Genomic DNA, 16,096 nt, shown 5'->3' with positions numbered 1-16,096 from the left:
GTTCCGGCGCGGAGGGGCATCCCGTGTCGTTAATAAAGCTTACCGAGTATCCAAACCGTTAGGTGGAGTTGGTAAGAAGCCCACACTGTAATCTTTGATTAAGTGTGGGAGTATGTCACCACTTAAGCATTACCCAACTAGATTCATCTGTATTAAATTTTGGTAAGGTGCATATGGCAAGCTTCGTTAAATCCGAATCCGGACAATTAAATCACGACACTCAAGTTTGGGACAGTCTCAAACAAGCCATAGCAGCTAGTTCAGGATTTCAACGCTGGCAAATGGAACATCCCTTGGGTGAACAATTTCAGGACTATAGTCTTGATAGCCGCGTACGTCGTTACTTACGAGAAACTCTAGAAATGCTTGCCTACTGAACTTCCAGATCGGAGCAGCTCCGATCTGACATCATGTATTTTGATTTTAATTTATTAGTGATTTGTGGCATAAACAGGCAAAGCAATAGCCAGTCTTGGTTAAAATTATTCCTTTTGACGGAATAAAAGGAATAATACCATAGATTGCCAATTAGTGGTGATATTTTAGTAATGGTATTTTAACGATTTAGGTAGGTATAAGTTAACCATGAGTGCATTACTACTTCTTACGGTTCCCTGTCAATAGTCAACGGTCAGTGGTCAAAGAGCTGCTGGACGAAAGACAAATGAGGAAGGATAATTAGCATTGCTGCTGATTTTGGAGTTGACATGGCCTTTGAATATCCTGATGACCTCAAATACCTTGATAGCCACGAATATGTCCGGCTTGATGGCGAAATTGCCACTATTGGTATTACCGCCTTTGCCATTGACCAACTGGGTGACTTAGTTCTTCTGGAACTCCCAGACATTGACGACACCATTGAGAAGGGTAACAAGGAAAATGACAAAAACTTTGGTACCATTGAATCTGTCAAGGCAGTTTCGGATCTATATTCACCGGTATCGGGTACGGTGGTAGAACGAAATGAGGAGATGATTGAGGCTCCTGAACAGATTGCAGAAGACCCCTATGGTGAAGGTTGGTTAATTAAAGTGCGGCTGAATGACCCTGATAACCCACTGGAGGGTGTCCTTTCTCCTGAGGAGTACCGTGCCAAAGTCGATGCAGAGTAGACTATGACACTCCCCGCCCTGAAAGGACGGGGATTCTTGCTTGGCCGTAGGCCACGCTGCGCGAACAATGGGGTGAATTATTTAACCAGGCCGGAGCCAGGAAAAATAGAGGTCGCCTCGACCCAAGCGTATTTGGTTTATAACCTAGGTTTCGGTGTGCCCCACCGTACCTAAACTAATTAACATATTAAGATAAACATTTTCTTAGGGATCTTAGACTTTCATAGACTTCCAAATCGTTAGACTTGATTGTGCAACCTGATTATCTCAAAACAGGTTTTTTACACTGTCTACTTATTTAAGATCATGTTCATCTAGAATACTATTTTTTTGTTATGTCTTTATCTTAGCACAAAGCCGTCCTGGAAGGACGGGGCTAATGACCCAAATTTTTTGGTAAAAATCTGATCAGTAGGGTTGTCATAACTAAACCCGGCTGTATAAAGTTGTGTATCTAGAACCAATCTAGCAATACCTCTAGGTTGTAGTATCCTAGGTTTTCATAGTGTATATTTAGAACTAAATTGCTTTAGGTCTAAATCTCTTTAGTTATACATCCGGGCTTTGTGTATCTATAGATTTACCAACTTAGGGGGTCACAGCCCTCAAAAGTGACCCCCTCCTTCGCTGCTTAATTCACAAATGGGTTTACTATGCAGAATTTGGATATCCAGGATCAAAAAAATAGAGCAAATACTCAGTCGTTGCTGAAATCTGACCCTATTCTTTCCGCATCGCAAATATTACCATCTACCGATGCTTTTGTCAATCGACACATAGGTCCAAATCCAGATTCAATAGAGCAAATGCTCAACGTCCTGGGTATATCCAGTATAGACAGCCTGATTGAGCAAACTGTACCCGCCGCTATTTGGCTTAATCAACCCCTGCAGTTACCACCAGCCCAAAGCGAGTATGCTGCCCTAGCTCAGCTAAAAGAAATTGCATCTAAGAATCAAGTATTCCGGTCTTTCATTGGCATGGGATATTCCGACTGCATTACCCCACCTATAATTCAACGGAATATCCTAGAAAATCCTGGTTGGTACACAGCTTACACCCCTTATCAAGCAGAGATTGCTCAGGGACGACTCGAAGCACTACTCAACTTCCAGACTATGATTATAGACTTGACTGGTCTGGAAATTGCTAATGCTTCCTTGCTGGATGAAGGAACAGCAGCAGCGGAAGCGATGAGCATGAGCTATGGTCTGTGTAAAACGAAAGCCAAACATTTCTTTGTTTCCCAAACCTGTCATCCCCAAACTATCGCAGTGGTAAAAACCAGGGCTAGACCTTTGGGCATTGAGGTGATTGTTGGTGACCACCGCACCTTTGAATTTGACCAAGAGATTTTTGGAGCTCTGCTTCAGTACCCAGCAACGGATGGCACCATATACGATTATCGGGAATTTATTGATAAGGCTCATGGTGCTAAAGCTTTAGTAACTGTGGCAGCTGATATTATAAGCCTTGCCCTGCTTACACCCCCTGGAGAATTTGGGGCTGATATTGCCATAGGTTGCACCCAGCGCTTCGGTGTTCCCCTAGGATATGGGGGACCTCATGCAGCTTATTTTGCTACTCGGGCAGCTTATAAACGGCAAGTACCAGGACGTATCGTTGGTGTATCAAAAGATGCTAATGGTAAACCAGCACTGCGCTTGGCACTGCAAACCCGTGAACAACATATCCGTCGTGACAAAGCCACAAGCAATATTTGTACTGCGCAAGTGCTTTTGGCCGTGATAGCTTCAATGTATGCAGTTTATCATGGGCGACAAGGCATCAAACGTATTGCCGAGAGAATTCATCAATTAACGGTTATCCTAGCGGAGGGACTGAAACGCTTAGGTTACAGTATTAGCTCAGAACCGTTTTTTGATACCTTGCGCGTAGAATTAAGCGATCGCTCTGTGTCAGAAATTATCGAAGCAGCTGAAGCACGTCAAATTAATCTACGTATTATTGATTCAACTACTATCGGGATTTCCCTGGATGAGACAACGACGGCTAGGGATTTAGTAGACTTGTGGGAAATTTTTGCAAGTTTAGGGGAACCAAGCAGTGCATCCCTACTCTTTACTGTGGAAGAGTTGGCGGCTGAGGTAACACGTAAGGTGGCAGCTGATTTTAATGAACCGTTTGCTCGCCATAGTACCTACTTAACCAACCCAGTATTCAACCGCTATCACTCAGAAACGGAGTTACTGCGCTATTTGCACCGCCTGGAAAGTAAGGATTTGGCTCTAAACACGTCGATGATTCCTCTGGGCTCGTGTACCATGAAGCTGAATGCCACTGCTGAGATGATGCCAGTGACATGGCCGGAATTTGGTAAGATTCATCCGTTTGCTCCGGTCTCCCAAACTCAGGGATATCAAATTCTATTCCAGCTGCTGGAAGAATGGTTAGCAGAAATTACTGGCTTTGCTGGCATTTCTCTTCAACCTAATGCTGGTTCCCAAGGGGAATATGCAGGATTACTCACTATTTGTAAGTACCATGAAAACCGGGGAGAAAGCGATCGCAATATCTGTCTAATTCCTACTTCTGCCCATGGAACCAATCCCGCCAGTGCGGTGATGGCTGGTTTAAAGGTGGTGGCTGTTGCTTGTGATGAGATGGGCAACATTGATTTAGATGATTTGAGGAATAAGGCCGAGCACCATAGCCAAAACCTAGCTGCTCTGATGGTGACTTATCCCTCTACCCATGGTGTGTTTGAAGAAGAGATTAAAGGGATCTGTGCCATTGTCCACAACCATGGGGGACAGGTTTATATGGATGGGGCGAATATGAATGCCCAAGTGGGACTGTGCCGTCCGGGGGACTTTGGGGCAGATGTGTGTCACTTGAACCTGCACAAAACCTTCTGTATTCCCCACGGTGGGGGTGGACCTGGTATGGGACCAATTGGGGTGATGCCTCACTTAGTACCATTCCTGCCCAAAACCTTACAGCCTCAACCTTCAAATTTATCTATTGGTGCCATTTCTGCGGCACCTTGGGGAAGTGCCAGCATTCTACCTATTTCCTGGATGTATATTGCCATGATGGGGAGTGGGGGGTTAACTGAGGCGACTAAGGTAGCTATTCTTAATGCTAATTACATGGCTAAGCGGTTAGACCCTTACTATCCTGTTCTGTACAAGGGGAACAATGGATTAGTGGCTCATGAGTGTATTGTGGATTTGCGATCGCTTAAAAAGTCTGCGGGCATCGAAGTGGATGATATTGCCAAACGCCTGATGGATTATGGTTTCCATGCTCCAACGGTATCCTGGCCTGTAGCGGGGACAATGATGGTGGAACCTACTGAAAGTGAGTCGAAGGAGGAACTCGACCGTTTCTGTGATGCCATGATTGCCATCCGCCAGGAAATTGAAGCAATTGAATCGGGTCAAGTAGACCAAACCGACAATCAGCTGAAGAATGCTCCCCATACTGCAGAAGCCTTGATGGTCATTGAATGGTCCCATCCCTATACCCGTGAGGAAGCGGCATACCCGGCACCTTGGTTAAGGGAACACAAGTTTTGGCCTGTGGTAGGGCGCATTGATAATGCCTTTGGGGATAGGAATTTGGTTTGTTCTTGTGAGGGGATGGAGGCATATATCTAACCCCAGAGTCAAGCGGGGAGTGTGGGGAGTGTGGGAGGTGTGGGAGGTGTGGGGAGATGGGGAGATTTTTATTAAGGGTAATTATCCTGACATGATATAACTCCCTTACTTATTAAGGGGGTTTACGAGGATTCCGACTCCCTCGGTGCGCTTACAGTCGTCGAATTAAATTCGCCACGGGTCGCACCGCTCCCGACTCCCTCGGTGCGCTTACAGTCGTCGAATTAAATTCGCCACGGGTCGCACCGCTCCCGACTCCCGACTGAGTATTAACGAGGGGAACCAAACACCTGCACCCAGTAGTGGCGATAGGGACTGGAAGGGTCGCTGACATAACCAAAGCCAATTTCTTGATACTGAGGCTTGAGTATATTACGGCGATGACCAGTGCTTTTCATCCATTGCCTAATAGTTTGAGCAGGAGTCGAGTAACCTGCGGCGATGTTTTCACCAACATAGGAATAGAGGTAACCTGCTGCTTTAGCGCGATCGCTTATTTTAGAACCATCTGAACCAGTATGGCTGAAAAAACCATTGCGCACCATATCTTCAGCGTGTAGCTGTGCGGCTTGAGTTAGCTCAGCAGAAAGCTGTAATGGTGGCAAGCCAGCTTTTCGCCGTTCAGCATTGGTTAGTCCAAGCAACTCAGTATTGAATTTAGCTAAGGATGAGCTACTGGTTAGCACAGTTATCTGCTCCTGAGAACCTCTCTGGAGAGTGTTATTGGAGTAAGGGTTAGCCAGAACTGAGCTAGACTGAAGCGCTATTTCAAATAATCCGAGCAAACTAAGCGGAGCAATTGCCCAAAATTGAATTCTATGCATAAATTACCTCATGGGTCAATATCTGCAACAGATCTGATTGCACCCGGTAGCCATTAATATGGCGCTAGATATATATAGCAATCCGATTCAGCTTTTCAAGGGGATTGCTCTATCTATCGACTAAGCCTCCCCTGAAAAGGTTCCCTAATTTTGAGGTTTATGGGAATTTCCCAGAGGATGGTTTTGTGCGTTCGCGTAGCGTGGCCGAAAGGCCAATCGCTTAGTGTGGCCGAAAGGCGATCGCATTTTCATTCCTTGATTATCATGCCTTTTTATAACTATTAATAGTTAAATTTATATCAGCTATTATTTATCAGTTATCATCTATCAGTTATCATCTATCAGTTATCATCTATCAGTTATCAGTTATCAGTTATCATCTATCAGTTATCAGCATTCAGCTTATGGGCTAATTCACAGGCTAGAAGCCTGTGCCACGCTACTTGAGATGCTTTTGAACAAGCGATGCAGCGCCGACCTGCGGGGGTTTCCCCCACTCGCGCTTTGCATCAAGAAAACAGGTAATCATTTTTTTGATCTGCTCAGAGCTGACCGCTGATAGCTGACCGCTGATAGCTGAAGGCTGAATGCTGACTGCTGACACTCTTGAAAAATAACTTTTCTAAGCACGATGACGAATTACTCCCGGTAACTGTCGCAGCACATCATTTTTATATCGAGCGAACTTTTTAATGGCATCTTGATTGACAATATTCTTTTTAGGAAGATTAACCGTAATCGTTCCTTCCATTTGCCATGGGTCAAAGTTTTCCCAGTTTTCAAAGTAGGCTTGCAAGTACAGCCAATAGGCTAGATCGATTTGAGCATCGTATACAATTAGGATACATGGCATTGGTTCTTTTAACCATTGCTCTATGTCTGAGCGTCCTAGGGGAAAGCCTATGGTTTCTTGGTCGGCGGCTAGCATGCTCAGAAAATCCGTTGCCTTTAGCTTGACGTAAATTTTACCATTTTCAAGTTCACAATTGGCATCATAGGTAAAGATAATCAGGTCAAAACCATAAGTGTACTCAAGCTCAACTCGTTCTACTGAGTAACCACATAAGAATATATATCGTTCCACATAATTGATACTGAGATCAGCAATAATTTGTTCTCTCGGTCGTTTATTTTTATTCATTGACCGGAAGGAATAAAAATGGTTTACTCTATAGCTTACAGCAGTTTTCAATTGGGTCAGTACTTTCGTTCTGGGTTGCGCGGGAGTCGGGAGCGGTGCGACCCGTGGCGAATTTAATTCGACGACTGTAAGCGCACCGAGGGAGTCGGGAGTGGAAAAAAATCCTGTGTACCTCACTCCTGATGACAATTGGTATAGATCATCATAGTTTAGCTTGAAATAAAAGCGATCGCTTATCACCGTAGACAAGCGATCGCTTTTATTATTCAGAGATTATCCAATGAAAAATCCGATTTAACTACCAGCTAGGACAAAATCCACTTCATCAGCTCCGCCAGTTTGATCTTGACCGGAGGTAATTTGTTCCCCATTCACTTCAACAGCGAAGGGTGTGCTGTGTGACAGCTCCTACACTGATTCTATAGAATCAGTGTAGGCAACAAGCGCCAATCCAGCTATTGCTTAGGAGGCGCTGGGCTTTAAGAACGGACTGCCCTCTCTTGATGCAATAGCGAGTGGGGGAAACCCCCAAGACCGCTTAGGTGCGCTTACAGTCGTCGAATTAAATTCGCCACGGGTCGCACCTCTGCATCGCTGCCGCTCTATTTTCTTGGTCTTTTTTTTAAGACTGTTTTGCTAACAAACCAGCATTTAAGGCCGTAGGCCACGCTACGCGAACGGCTTTGTTTATCAGTAAATATATTATAGCAATTCCATGCATACCCTGTGCAAAATTCATCCCTGGAATTACCGTAAGTAGACGGGAGCCTTATTTCAGACAACTTAAAACTATTACTCATAACCTACCGATTAGTTTGGCTCCCGTCTACAAGGTTTCGTCCCCCACACTCACGTAACACGATCGCAGTTATGGGGCTTCTTTTGCCGCAAGCTAAATTGATATTGTAATCCGTTGCATCAGGAGTATATCCCACGCTAGCCACCATCTTACGACCCTCATCGGTATAGATGAACGCCAACACGGTTGCGGAAATAATCCACAGCCATTTTAGTTCCGACCGCACCTACTGCTGCTATACCAGCACCCATTAGTATGTTGCGCAGTTTACTCATTTGTTGTTTTGACCTATGACTATATAAATAGTACCAGATTAAGACAGGTAAGTGTGGGAGGTGTGGGAGGTGTGGGAAGTGTGGGAAGTATGGGAAGTGTGGGGAGATGGGGAGATGGGGAGATGGGGAGCTAGCATTGAGAACTACTATAAATTCTGGATCACAAAGGGTTTGATGGCACTACTACTCCACTGATTCTGGAGTTTCTCAACTACAAATGGCCGAATTACAAACTTAGGGGGAACACCGTTATGTACATCAATCCGTAGGAAAGTATGAGGAGAGCGCACTGTTCTGCCTTTACCTTTGCGTCCGATAAATAAAAGCGATCGCGCCACCATTTGAACATAACCTCCCCGACTAATTTCCATCAGTTCAACCCCATCTTTGCGCTGACGCCGCAAACCAGCACCACTGCCGCCACAGACCAGCCAATTTAAATTGGAGTCAGCATGTTTAGTATCAAGGGTACGCAAATGCTCAAAACAATGGGCGTGTCCACTTAAGATGAAATCTACCAGTGGGCGTTTTTCCGGTAGGGAACCAAGAGCAGCAGCCACCTGAGCGAATACTTGGCGTAAATGGCCACGAACTGCGATCGCATCTGGCTGCTCCCATCGGGTTGTTTCCGTTGAATAGGGAGAGTGATGAAGATAGATCACTCGTCCCCGTACCTGAGGATCATGCCAAGAATCAATTAACCGTTGCTGTAACCAGTCTAGTTGCTCTAGGTCAGGATCAGCCTTAGGTTTAGACGAAGAGCCAGAAATACAAAACGTATTGGAATCAAGGGCAAAAAAGTCAATGCCACCATATCTAAAGGTATAGTAGCGATTAGGTAGACGGGTAAAGTGACCAGGTTGGTAGCGCAGGCATCTTCCCGTTTCGGTCTTGGCAGTATAGTGTTGGTTGAGGTACTCAGCTAAATTACTGCGCTTGTGAGGTTGACTCAAGCAATCAAGAAAAGCTTGAGCATAGGCTTTGCCTTGGTTAGAACTATCCCAACCTAGCGTCAACCCTAACTGAGATTTTAACCAACGGCGTAGAGGTAAACTTAACTGAGCAAATAATCTGGGCAGAAACGTCAGGTCATAGTAATCATGATTTCCTGGTACAGGGAAAATCGGGTGATTAAAGACTAGTCGAGTAGTGTCAGTTTTTTTGACAGGACTCCTAATACCAAAAACCTCTCGGTAGAATTTAAGAAATTTCTCCAGATAAAACTCACCCGACCCAAAGGGATAAACGAGATCCCCTGTGTGTAACGTAAAGCAACAAGTATCCATGTGCTCACGTAATTGTTGAGCAATTTGTGCTTGCAGCTTCTCTCCATATTTCGTATCTGAATCCGTATCCCCAAGGACTAGAAATGAAAATTCTGGACGTTCATTTTGACCATCATCAAGGACTAACTGAGTTTGGTCAATTCCCTCCTTGATAATCCCAGGATTACGCCAGCATAAGCACTGGTTGATTGTAGCGATTTTAGTAGCAATAGGTGGGTCATATAGCATGTTTAAAATAGGTGAGGTAGATTTGGGATTTTAGGGAATCGGGAGTCGGGAGCGGTGCGACCCGTGGCGAATTTAATTCTTAATGCGGAAAGCGCACCGAGGGAGTCGGGAGCGGTGCGACCCGTGGCGAATTTAATTCTTAATGCGGAAAGCGCACCGAGGGAGTCGGGAGCGGTGCGACCCGTGGCGAATTTAATTCTTAATGCGGAAAGCGCACCGAGGGAGTCGGGAGTAGTGGATAATAATTAACGACAATAGTATCAGTAAAAATACGTTTTAAAAAGGTATTTAAATAACATAAAATAGTTTGTTTGAGGTTATTTAAAGCATTTTTAATATAATTTAATTAATAAAAATATACAACAACTATAAAATCAATTTTTTCATTTTAAATAATCAATAACTTAGCTTGAATCCCAACTGCTCCCGATTCCCGATTCCCGATTCCCGATTCCCGATTCCCGATTCCCGATTCCCTTTTACTTGAACAATGTCGGGGTAAGGTTCTCCTCCTCATCCATATCCTGTTGTTGAGGATTGCCTTTGTAACCGGATTTGTAGTACTTGTAAGGGCTAAGAGAGTCACCTTTAACACCATTAGCAACAATGCCTAAAACCTGAATTTGAGACAGTTTCAGATTCTCAAGAGCTTGGGTCAGAGCAGAACGATATGTTTTCCCAACGCGAGTTACCAGAATCAACCCATCGGTGTGAGGAGTAAGCAAGGTAGCGTCTGCTAATCCCAAAACTGAGGGAGTATCATAAATTACGAGGTCAAAGGTTTCGTGGAAACCTGCCATCAATTGTGTCATTTTATGGGAATATATCAGCTTGGTAGGATCTGGAACAAGTTGACCTGAGGTTAGGACTGATAAGCCAGCTACAGGTAACTTTTGCTCAATTACGTCTTCAGGGGATAGGGTTTGGAGAATTAAATTACTTAATCCCAACTGGTTGGATAATTGCAATCTTGGATGAACTTGGGGTTTACGCAAATCGGCATCAACTAATAACACCTTTTTCCCTATGGCTGCCGCTGTTTGAGCCAGGTAAATAGCAATGGTTGACTTACCATCCCCAGGCAGAGCTGAACTGATTGCCAGAGAACGGATTGGGCGGTCTGAACTCAGTAATTGAATATTGGTATAGAGTACTCGTAGGGCTTCCAAAAAGTGTGAGGATTGGGAGTCCCCATAATAGATGTAAGGCGTTGATTTTGGCTTCAAAGCTGGTATTAGCCACGTAAAAGGTTTAGACAATAAACCTCCTACTTTGGCTAGGGAGTTATTACTTGGCGTTGCTGCTATTTGTTTATTAATGGGGATATTCCCTAACAAATGGAGTTTGCTTTGCTGTTTTAGTTCCAGGGCAGTGTGATAAACGTGATCTAATTTTTCCAATATTAAAGCAACACCAATGCCTACAGCAATACTAGCTACAGCTCCCAAGGTTAGACTACGTTGGATATTAGGAGAGATGGGAGCCACTGGCCGAACTGGGGCTTCAATTACTTCCCAAGGAATCTCAGTTTGGGCGGCTTCGATTTGCAAGGTTTCCCAGGTAGCCCGAAAACGGTTTAACCCCTCAGTAGCAATTTGTATTTCTAGCTCTAAGTCGGTATATTGTCTGGTTAAAGCAGGCATTTGTTTAGCCTGTTGTTTTAGCTGTTTTTGGGCAACTAATAAGGTTTGACGTTGGGTTTCAAGCCTTTGCACTTCAGTTACAGCTTCTGCTAACTTGGATCCTAAAATTCGCTCTGCTTCTTGCTCTAGGATCGGCAGGAGGTTTTGCCGTTGATTTTGCAGAAGTCGAATCGCCGTGCTTTGTGGTTGGAAGCGAGTTAATTCCGCAGCAATTTGCGTTTCCACCTCTCTTAACTGACCAATAATTTGCTGATATAGTCGAGCTTCGCTAAGAGCGGCCACAGCCCCAGTTTCTTCTTGTAGAGAACCAAGATTGAAGCGGCTTTTAGCTAATTGTTGTTCAAGGGCTAAGTTTTCCTGCTTCAAGGCGGTAATTTGAGAAGCGATTAGTTCAGCTTGGCTGTCTGGGTTAGTAAACTGATATCGCTCTCGAAAGGCTTGTAATTGGTTTTGCAGTTCATTTACCCTGGCTTGTAAAGATGGTAACTGGTTTTCAATGAATTGAATCCCTTGGCGTAAGTTAGTCTGGCGCTCGTTCAGGGAGTAGTTCAGGTAGACTTTGGCTAATTGCTCTAAAATAGTGAGGATCAGATCCGGATCGTTTCCCTGGTAGCTGATTTCCAAGATCTTAGTTTTCCCTAAGCGAGTAATTTTTAAATTGCCAATTAGGGAATTATAACTAATTTCGGGATAGGTTTTTTGTACTTCTGCGAGCACTACTTCCATTAGCTCAGGACTACGCAGGACTTGAATTTGGGTTTGGTAGTCTAAACTAGATTTAATGTTTTGGTTCCCTAAACCAGGCGTTAAATTGCCTAAGTCATTTTCAGCATTAACAGGCTCTACTAAAATCCGAAATTTGCTTTGGTAACTTGGCTCTTCATTTAAAGTTCTCGGGATGACGAAGGATATCCCTGTCACTGTTACCCCTACAATGACTACTCCTCGCCGTCGCGCCACCGCAAACCAACGGCCCAAATCCCACTCACTGTCTTCTGATTCTAACCACGGTGACCCTTGAGGTAAAGGGGGAAAGCTACCGTTACTACTCGGAACTGAGGGAGGAGAGGGAGAAAAGTTATGAACCATTGAGTTTCGCTTCCAATTTAATCAAGGGGATGCTAGAACAGTTGACTACACAAGAGTTTGTTGGTACCGGTTATACAGAGATATGGCACCTTCAATTAAAAGCTCTAAAATTTATAATTCAGCAGTCATGATTCAGGATTAATAATAAATAATTTTTAATGGTTTTATTATCAATACTTTTTAAGGTATTTATATAGATCTAATTTAAAACAAGGAACGTAAAGGATTAAAAATTTTTAAAATTGGTTCTAAAATGTTAGATATGGTATCAGTAATTTGGGTATAACTGGAGCGACCAGCAATGATAATATCGTTCTGGGATAGCAGAGGGTTAGTTTGGGGATCAATTCCTTGTTTAAAATTGACTTCGATTTCCCTTCGCGTTAGGCTACCATCAGGATTAAAACGAATTAGCTCCACAATTTTTTCTGCTCGCTCATTAAATCCACCCACAGAAAGCAACGCTTCATTAAGAGTGGTATTAGATGGCATTTCGACTGTTCCTGGTTGTTTCACTTCTCCAGCAACATTGACCCGAATTACATCTGGAGAAAGGTTAGTCGAGGCAATTTGAGCAGCTTCTACGGCGGTAATTTCTGTGGCAGTAGGAATAATCACTGTGTCTCCCTTTTGCAAGGCCAAATCTTGACTGAGGTCGCCATCTTGTAATAATTTCCAGAGGTTAATGTTAATCAGCTGTTCTGTGCCATCGCGAGTGGGGCGACGCACTTGAATTTCCCGCACGTTAGCTGAGGGTTTAATGCCTCCGGCGGTTTGAATCGCTTGACTAACTGTGGGGCGACTAGTGCCGTTTTGTCCTCCTTCTAGGCGGTAAGCGCCTGGTCGAAAGACTTCCCCTACCACAGCAACATCAGATATTTCCTCAGTGCTAGCCAGGTTAGACGCTGCGAGTTGAGCGGTTTTGGCTAAGTCCACCTCAGTGGTGGTTGGAATCATAATTACATCCCCATCCCGCAAAATCAGGTTTTGACTCAAATCACCTGCTTGCAGCAGTTGTGAGAGATTGACGGTAATAGTGTCGGTGATACCAGAAGGTTGAGTACGCCGAATTTCGACTCGCTCTAAATCCGCCGATTGGGTCATACCTCCAGCAAGCTGCACCGCTTGAGCGAGACTGGGAAACTGAGCATTATTGATTAAAGGTAAAACGTAGGAGCCTGGTTGTTTAATTTCCCCAGAAATAGCGATTTGTAACGGGCGGGGTTGTAGTAAACTAACCGTGATCGCAGGAGAACGCAATTCCGATTGATATTTAGCTGCGATCGCGATTTCGGCTTCTTCTAAGGTCATGCCGTCAACGGTCAGTTTCCCAACTAAGGGCAACTTCAGAGAGCCATCCACACCAACCTGTTGTTGGCCACTAAACTCCGGAACCCTGAAAATAGTAATTAGAATCAAATCACCTGCACCAAGGGTATAAGTCTGGTCTATAACGGGGCTAACTGGCTCTACAGCAGGTACAGGAGTGGTAAAATCAGTAGGATAGGGGGATGGTAGTGTCTGGGTAGGTTTACCAAAGGTCGGCAGAGGTACGATTTCTGTGGGACCTTGGGACGATGGTAGTGTCTGGGTAGGTTGCTCAAAGGTGGGCACAGGTAGGGTTTCTGTGGACTGACCTTGGGACGACTGACCTTGGGACGACTGACCTTGGGACGGTGTTGGTGTAGATTGAGCAATAGTCGATTGAGCAATAGTCGATTGAGCAAGAGTCGGAGCAGGTAGAATCTCCCTCAGCTGTTCACCATTAGGCAGTAATTCCCTGAATGTAACCATAGCTAACTTCCCAGAAGCAGCTAAGTTGGCATCGGCAAGGATAATCTCAGGATGATCCTCTACTTGATTAGACCTCTGGGACAATAGACCTTTTGCAAAAGTATTTTTCTGATACTGTTCTTGATGGAATAGCGAGTGGGGAGGAGCTGTGTGGGTCACCTGCGTCCGCACCTTGTAAACCCCTTGGGAACCCTCTTTGGCCGACTGCATCGCTTTTCGTGAATTCTTGTTCACTGTTGCCTGTTCCCAGATCCGCTGTTCCCTCTTCTGAAAGAAGTCTAATGAACCACTAACCCAAGTCACGTCTGAGCTAAAGCTTAATTTCCCCAGAGGTCTATTGGTATTGTTGGCATTTGCTACCAACTCCGATTTCGTTTGTTTCTCCACCTTAGCTATCCCTGGAGCTGGTATTTCAGATTGTGCTGTCACTAATTCTGGAGTGGGAGCACCTGGCAAAGGGAGGGAACTTTGGCTAACTGGGGTAAACGTGGAAATCATCTGAGCTCGGGGTTTTTTCGGTACCTTCACTGGAGCTGCATCGACTGTAAAGACAATCTCGGGATGATCCTCTGCTTGATTAGACATCTGGTAAAACGAGCCATTAACCCAAGTCACCTCTGAGCTAAAGGTTAATTTCTCCAGAGGTCTATTGGTATTGTTGGCATTTGCTCCTAACTCCGATTTCTTTTGTTTCTCCACCTTAGCTATTGGGGAAATCATCTCAGCTTGCGGTGTTTTCGGTACTTTCACTGGAGCTGCATCGACTGTTTCAAATCGCATTGTGAGCAAATCACCGCCAACGGAGCGAGCAACAATTCGATCAATCGGTAGTGTTTTAACTATCTCTGGCGGAATAACGGTTGTAGGAGGAAGGGATGGTTGAATCTTTGCAAAGTTTTTTGGGCTAACGGTTTGTCGGGTGAGCCCTGGTAGGGTTGGCTGTGAATTACTTTGGTTTAACTGAGATTGGGTAAGGGAAAACTTTGGCTTAGCAAACGTTTGTGGTAAAGTAACGGTTGGTGACTTTGGCAGATTGGTATCGTTTTTTCCTTGATTGGAGTAACTGACCTTTCTTGATTGATCACCAGAAATCAGTTGGACAATAGGATGATCGTTGTAATTCCAATTGTTACTCAGCCCAAACCCTAAAGAATAGCTAGCGGCGGCTGACATCGGAATCAGTACTAAGGCTCTAAGCATAAGATTATTTTATCGACTTCAACAAACTCCAATTTTTGGAATAAGCACCTCGAAAATTTGATCACTAAGGTTTATCCAGCAACAGAAAATTTGCTGATTATACAGTAAAAAAATTTATCTAAAACCAGTTATGGATTTGTTAACCTAACGTTGTTAATCTAACTTGGGTTAGTTTTGTCTTGGCAGTAATGTTGAGCTGTTACCAATAGCTTTTGAAAGTTCAATACTACTTATAGTAACTAAATATAGTTAAAGAGTCACTACGGGGAGATGCTGAGGGTAACTGTCACGGACCTAAGTTAATGCACCTCTATCCTTAATACTGGTCTTAGTGTAGTTATCAGGATTATTCCCTACAGGATTCTTTTGCTGCAATCATTAGACCTCTTGCAAAAGTATTTTTCTGATAGTGTTCTTGATGCAATAGCGAGTGGGGGAAACCACGGCAGTCGCTCATGGGGGAGACCCCCAAGACCGCGCTGCCTTCCCAAGACCGTAATGGTGCGTTTTCCGTAGGCGAATTAAATTCGCCACGGGTCGCACCTCTGCATCGCTTTGCGTCAATTTTTGTCCACTGTTCCGGTGATCCGCTGTTCCCTGTTCCCGACAACTGCCGCGAAGTCTATTGAGAACCCTGCCCGGATGATAGCATTGCTAAGACGTTAAAGTGACGGTTCTTTTGTCAATAAGTAATTATACTTGATTATAGCAGTTTGACCTTGGGTGAGGTACTTTCGTCTTGGGTTAATGGGAATAGGGAATAGGGAACAGGGAATAGGGAACAGGGAATAGGGAACAGGGAATAGGGAACAGGGAATAGGGAATAGGGAAAAAATTATGTGTACCTGATTACTATGAGAAACGCTATATTTCTAAAATAGTCTCTAAATCTTGGCCAAGAAATATAATACCAATTCTTCGCGCTCACACCGCTACACATCAATTTCATCTTAACCTGGCAGTGAGTATCGGCACAGAGTTCGTAACCGTCAACATTAAATCGGCGTCGGTTCCGCAAGGCGTAGGTGCGAGCAATAATGCTCTGAGCAGCTACGGTTGAATAGCGTGCTCCAGCTCCA

Annotated in this window: 11 protein-coding genes and 2 pseudogenes; 5 read left to right on the top strand and 8 right to left on the bottom strand. The window is 44.4% G+C overall.

From position 1 onward, the window contains the following. Positions 1-173 precede the first annotated feature (173 nt). The 4 genes from F6K37_RS04595 to gcvP all read left to right on the top strand — a co-directional run bounded on the left by F6K37_RS04595 (position 174) and on the right by gcvP (position 4,738). Positions 174-377, top strand: coding sequence for a hypothetical protein (locus F6K37_RS04595; RefSeq protein ID WP_044494522.1), 204 nt, complete (start codon positions 174-176; stop codon positions 375-377). A gap of 330 nt (positions 378-707) precedes the next feature. Further along, positions 708-1,115 (top strand): glycine cleavage system protein GcvH, encoded by a 408-nt coding sequence (gene gcvH / locus F6K37_RS04590; RefSeq protein WP_009149787.1) that lies wholly within the window; start codon positions 708-710, stop codon positions 1,113-1,115. A gap of 3 nt (positions 1,116-1,118) precedes the next feature. Further along, positions 1,119-1,289, top strand: coding sequence for a hypothetical protein (locus tag F6K37_RS04585; RefSeq protein ID WP_287248481.1), 171 nt, complete (start codon positions 1,119-1,121; stop codon positions 1,287-1,289). Positions 1,290-1,768: 479 nt separating this feature from the next. After that, the gene (gcvP, locus tag F6K37_RS04580) at positions 1,769-4,738 is read left to right on the top strand and encodes an aminomethyl-transferring glycine dehydrogenase (protein WP_009149788.1); all 2,970 of its coding nucleotides are present in this window, start codon (positions 1,769-1,771) and stop codon (positions 4,736-4,738) included. Positions 4,739-5,007: 269 nt separating this feature from the next. Here gcvP and F6K37_RS04575 read toward each other — a convergent pair whose 3' ends face one another. The 4 genes and pseudogenes from F6K37_RS04575 to F6K37_RS04560 all read right to left on the bottom strand — a co-directional run bounded on the left by F6K37_RS04575 (position 5,008) and on the right by F6K37_RS04560 (position 9,291). Beyond that, positions 5,008-5,562: a CAP domain-containing protein gene (locus F6K37_RS04575; protein ID WP_009149789.1), complete on the bottom strand. Its 555-nt coding sequence runs from the start codon at positions 5,560-5,562 to the stop codon at positions 5,008-5,010. Between the two features lie 622 nt (positions 5,563-6,184). Next, positions 6,185-6,880 (bottom strand): DUF4365 domain-containing protein, encoded by a 696-nt coding sequence (locus F6K37_RS04570; RefSeq protein ID WP_202799246.1) that lies wholly within the window; start codon positions 6,878-6,880, stop codon positions 6,185-6,187. 716 nt (positions 6,881-7,596) lie between these two features. Then, positions 7,597-7,777 (bottom strand): annotated as a pseudogene (locus tag F6K37_RS45380) (hypothetical protein); the annotation flags it as partial. Positions 7,778-7,923: 146 nt separating this feature from the next. Then, a complete protein-coding gene (locus tag F6K37_RS04560; RefSeq protein ID WP_287248475.1) occupies positions 7,924-9,291 on the bottom strand; it encodes a metallophosphoesterase family protein in 1,368 nt (455 codons plus the stop codon). Positions 9,292-9,354: 63 nt separating this feature from the next. Here F6K37_RS04560 and F6K37_RS04555 point away from each other — a divergent pair, with 63 nt between their 5' ends. Continuing rightward, positions 9,355-9,540 (top strand): hypothetical protein, encoded by a 186-nt coding sequence (locus F6K37_RS04555; RefSeq protein WP_287248473.1) that lies wholly within the window; start codon positions 9,355-9,357, stop codon positions 9,538-9,540. A 139-nt stretch (positions 9,541-9,679) separates the two neighbouring features. On the opposite strand, the gene F6K37_RS04550 is transcribed toward F6K37_RS04555, so the two are convergent. From F6K37_RS04550 to F6K37_RS45375, 4 genes and pseudogenes are all read right to left on the bottom strand, one after another. Beyond that, positions 9,680-9,808 (bottom strand): hypothetical protein, encoded by a 129-nt coding sequence (locus tag F6K37_RS04550; protein WP_287248471.1) that lies wholly within the window; start codon positions 9,806-9,808, stop codon positions 9,680-9,682. Continuing rightward, on the bottom strand, positions 9,771-12,023 hold the full coding sequence (locus F6K37_RS04545) for a GumC family protein (protein ID WP_287248468.1): 2,253 nt from the start codon (positions 12,021-12,023) through the stop codon (positions 9,771-9,773). Before F6K37_RS04545 ends, F6K37_RS04550 begins: the two co-directional genes overlap by 38 nt. 204 nt (positions 12,024-12,227) lie before the next feature. After that, positions 12,228-15,017: an SLBB domain-containing protein gene (locus F6K37_RS04540; protein ID WP_287248466.1), complete on the bottom strand. Its 2,790-nt coding sequence runs from the start codon at positions 15,015-15,017 to the stop codon at positions 12,228-12,230. A gap of 952 nt (positions 15,018-15,969) precedes the next feature. Next, a pseudogene (locus tag F6K37_RS45375) lies at positions 15,970-16,096 on the bottom strand (SpoIID/LytB domain-containing protein); the annotation flags it as partial.

Source organism: Moorena sp. SIO4E2 (assembly GCF_010671945.1).
GTDB classification, from domain to species: domain Bacteria; phylum Cyanobacteriota; class Cyanobacteriia; order Cyanobacteriales; family Coleofasciculaceae; genus Moorena; species Moorena producens.
Note: the sequence above shows the minus strand (reverse complement) of the source record. Positions and strands in the feature narration are given on the sequence as shown.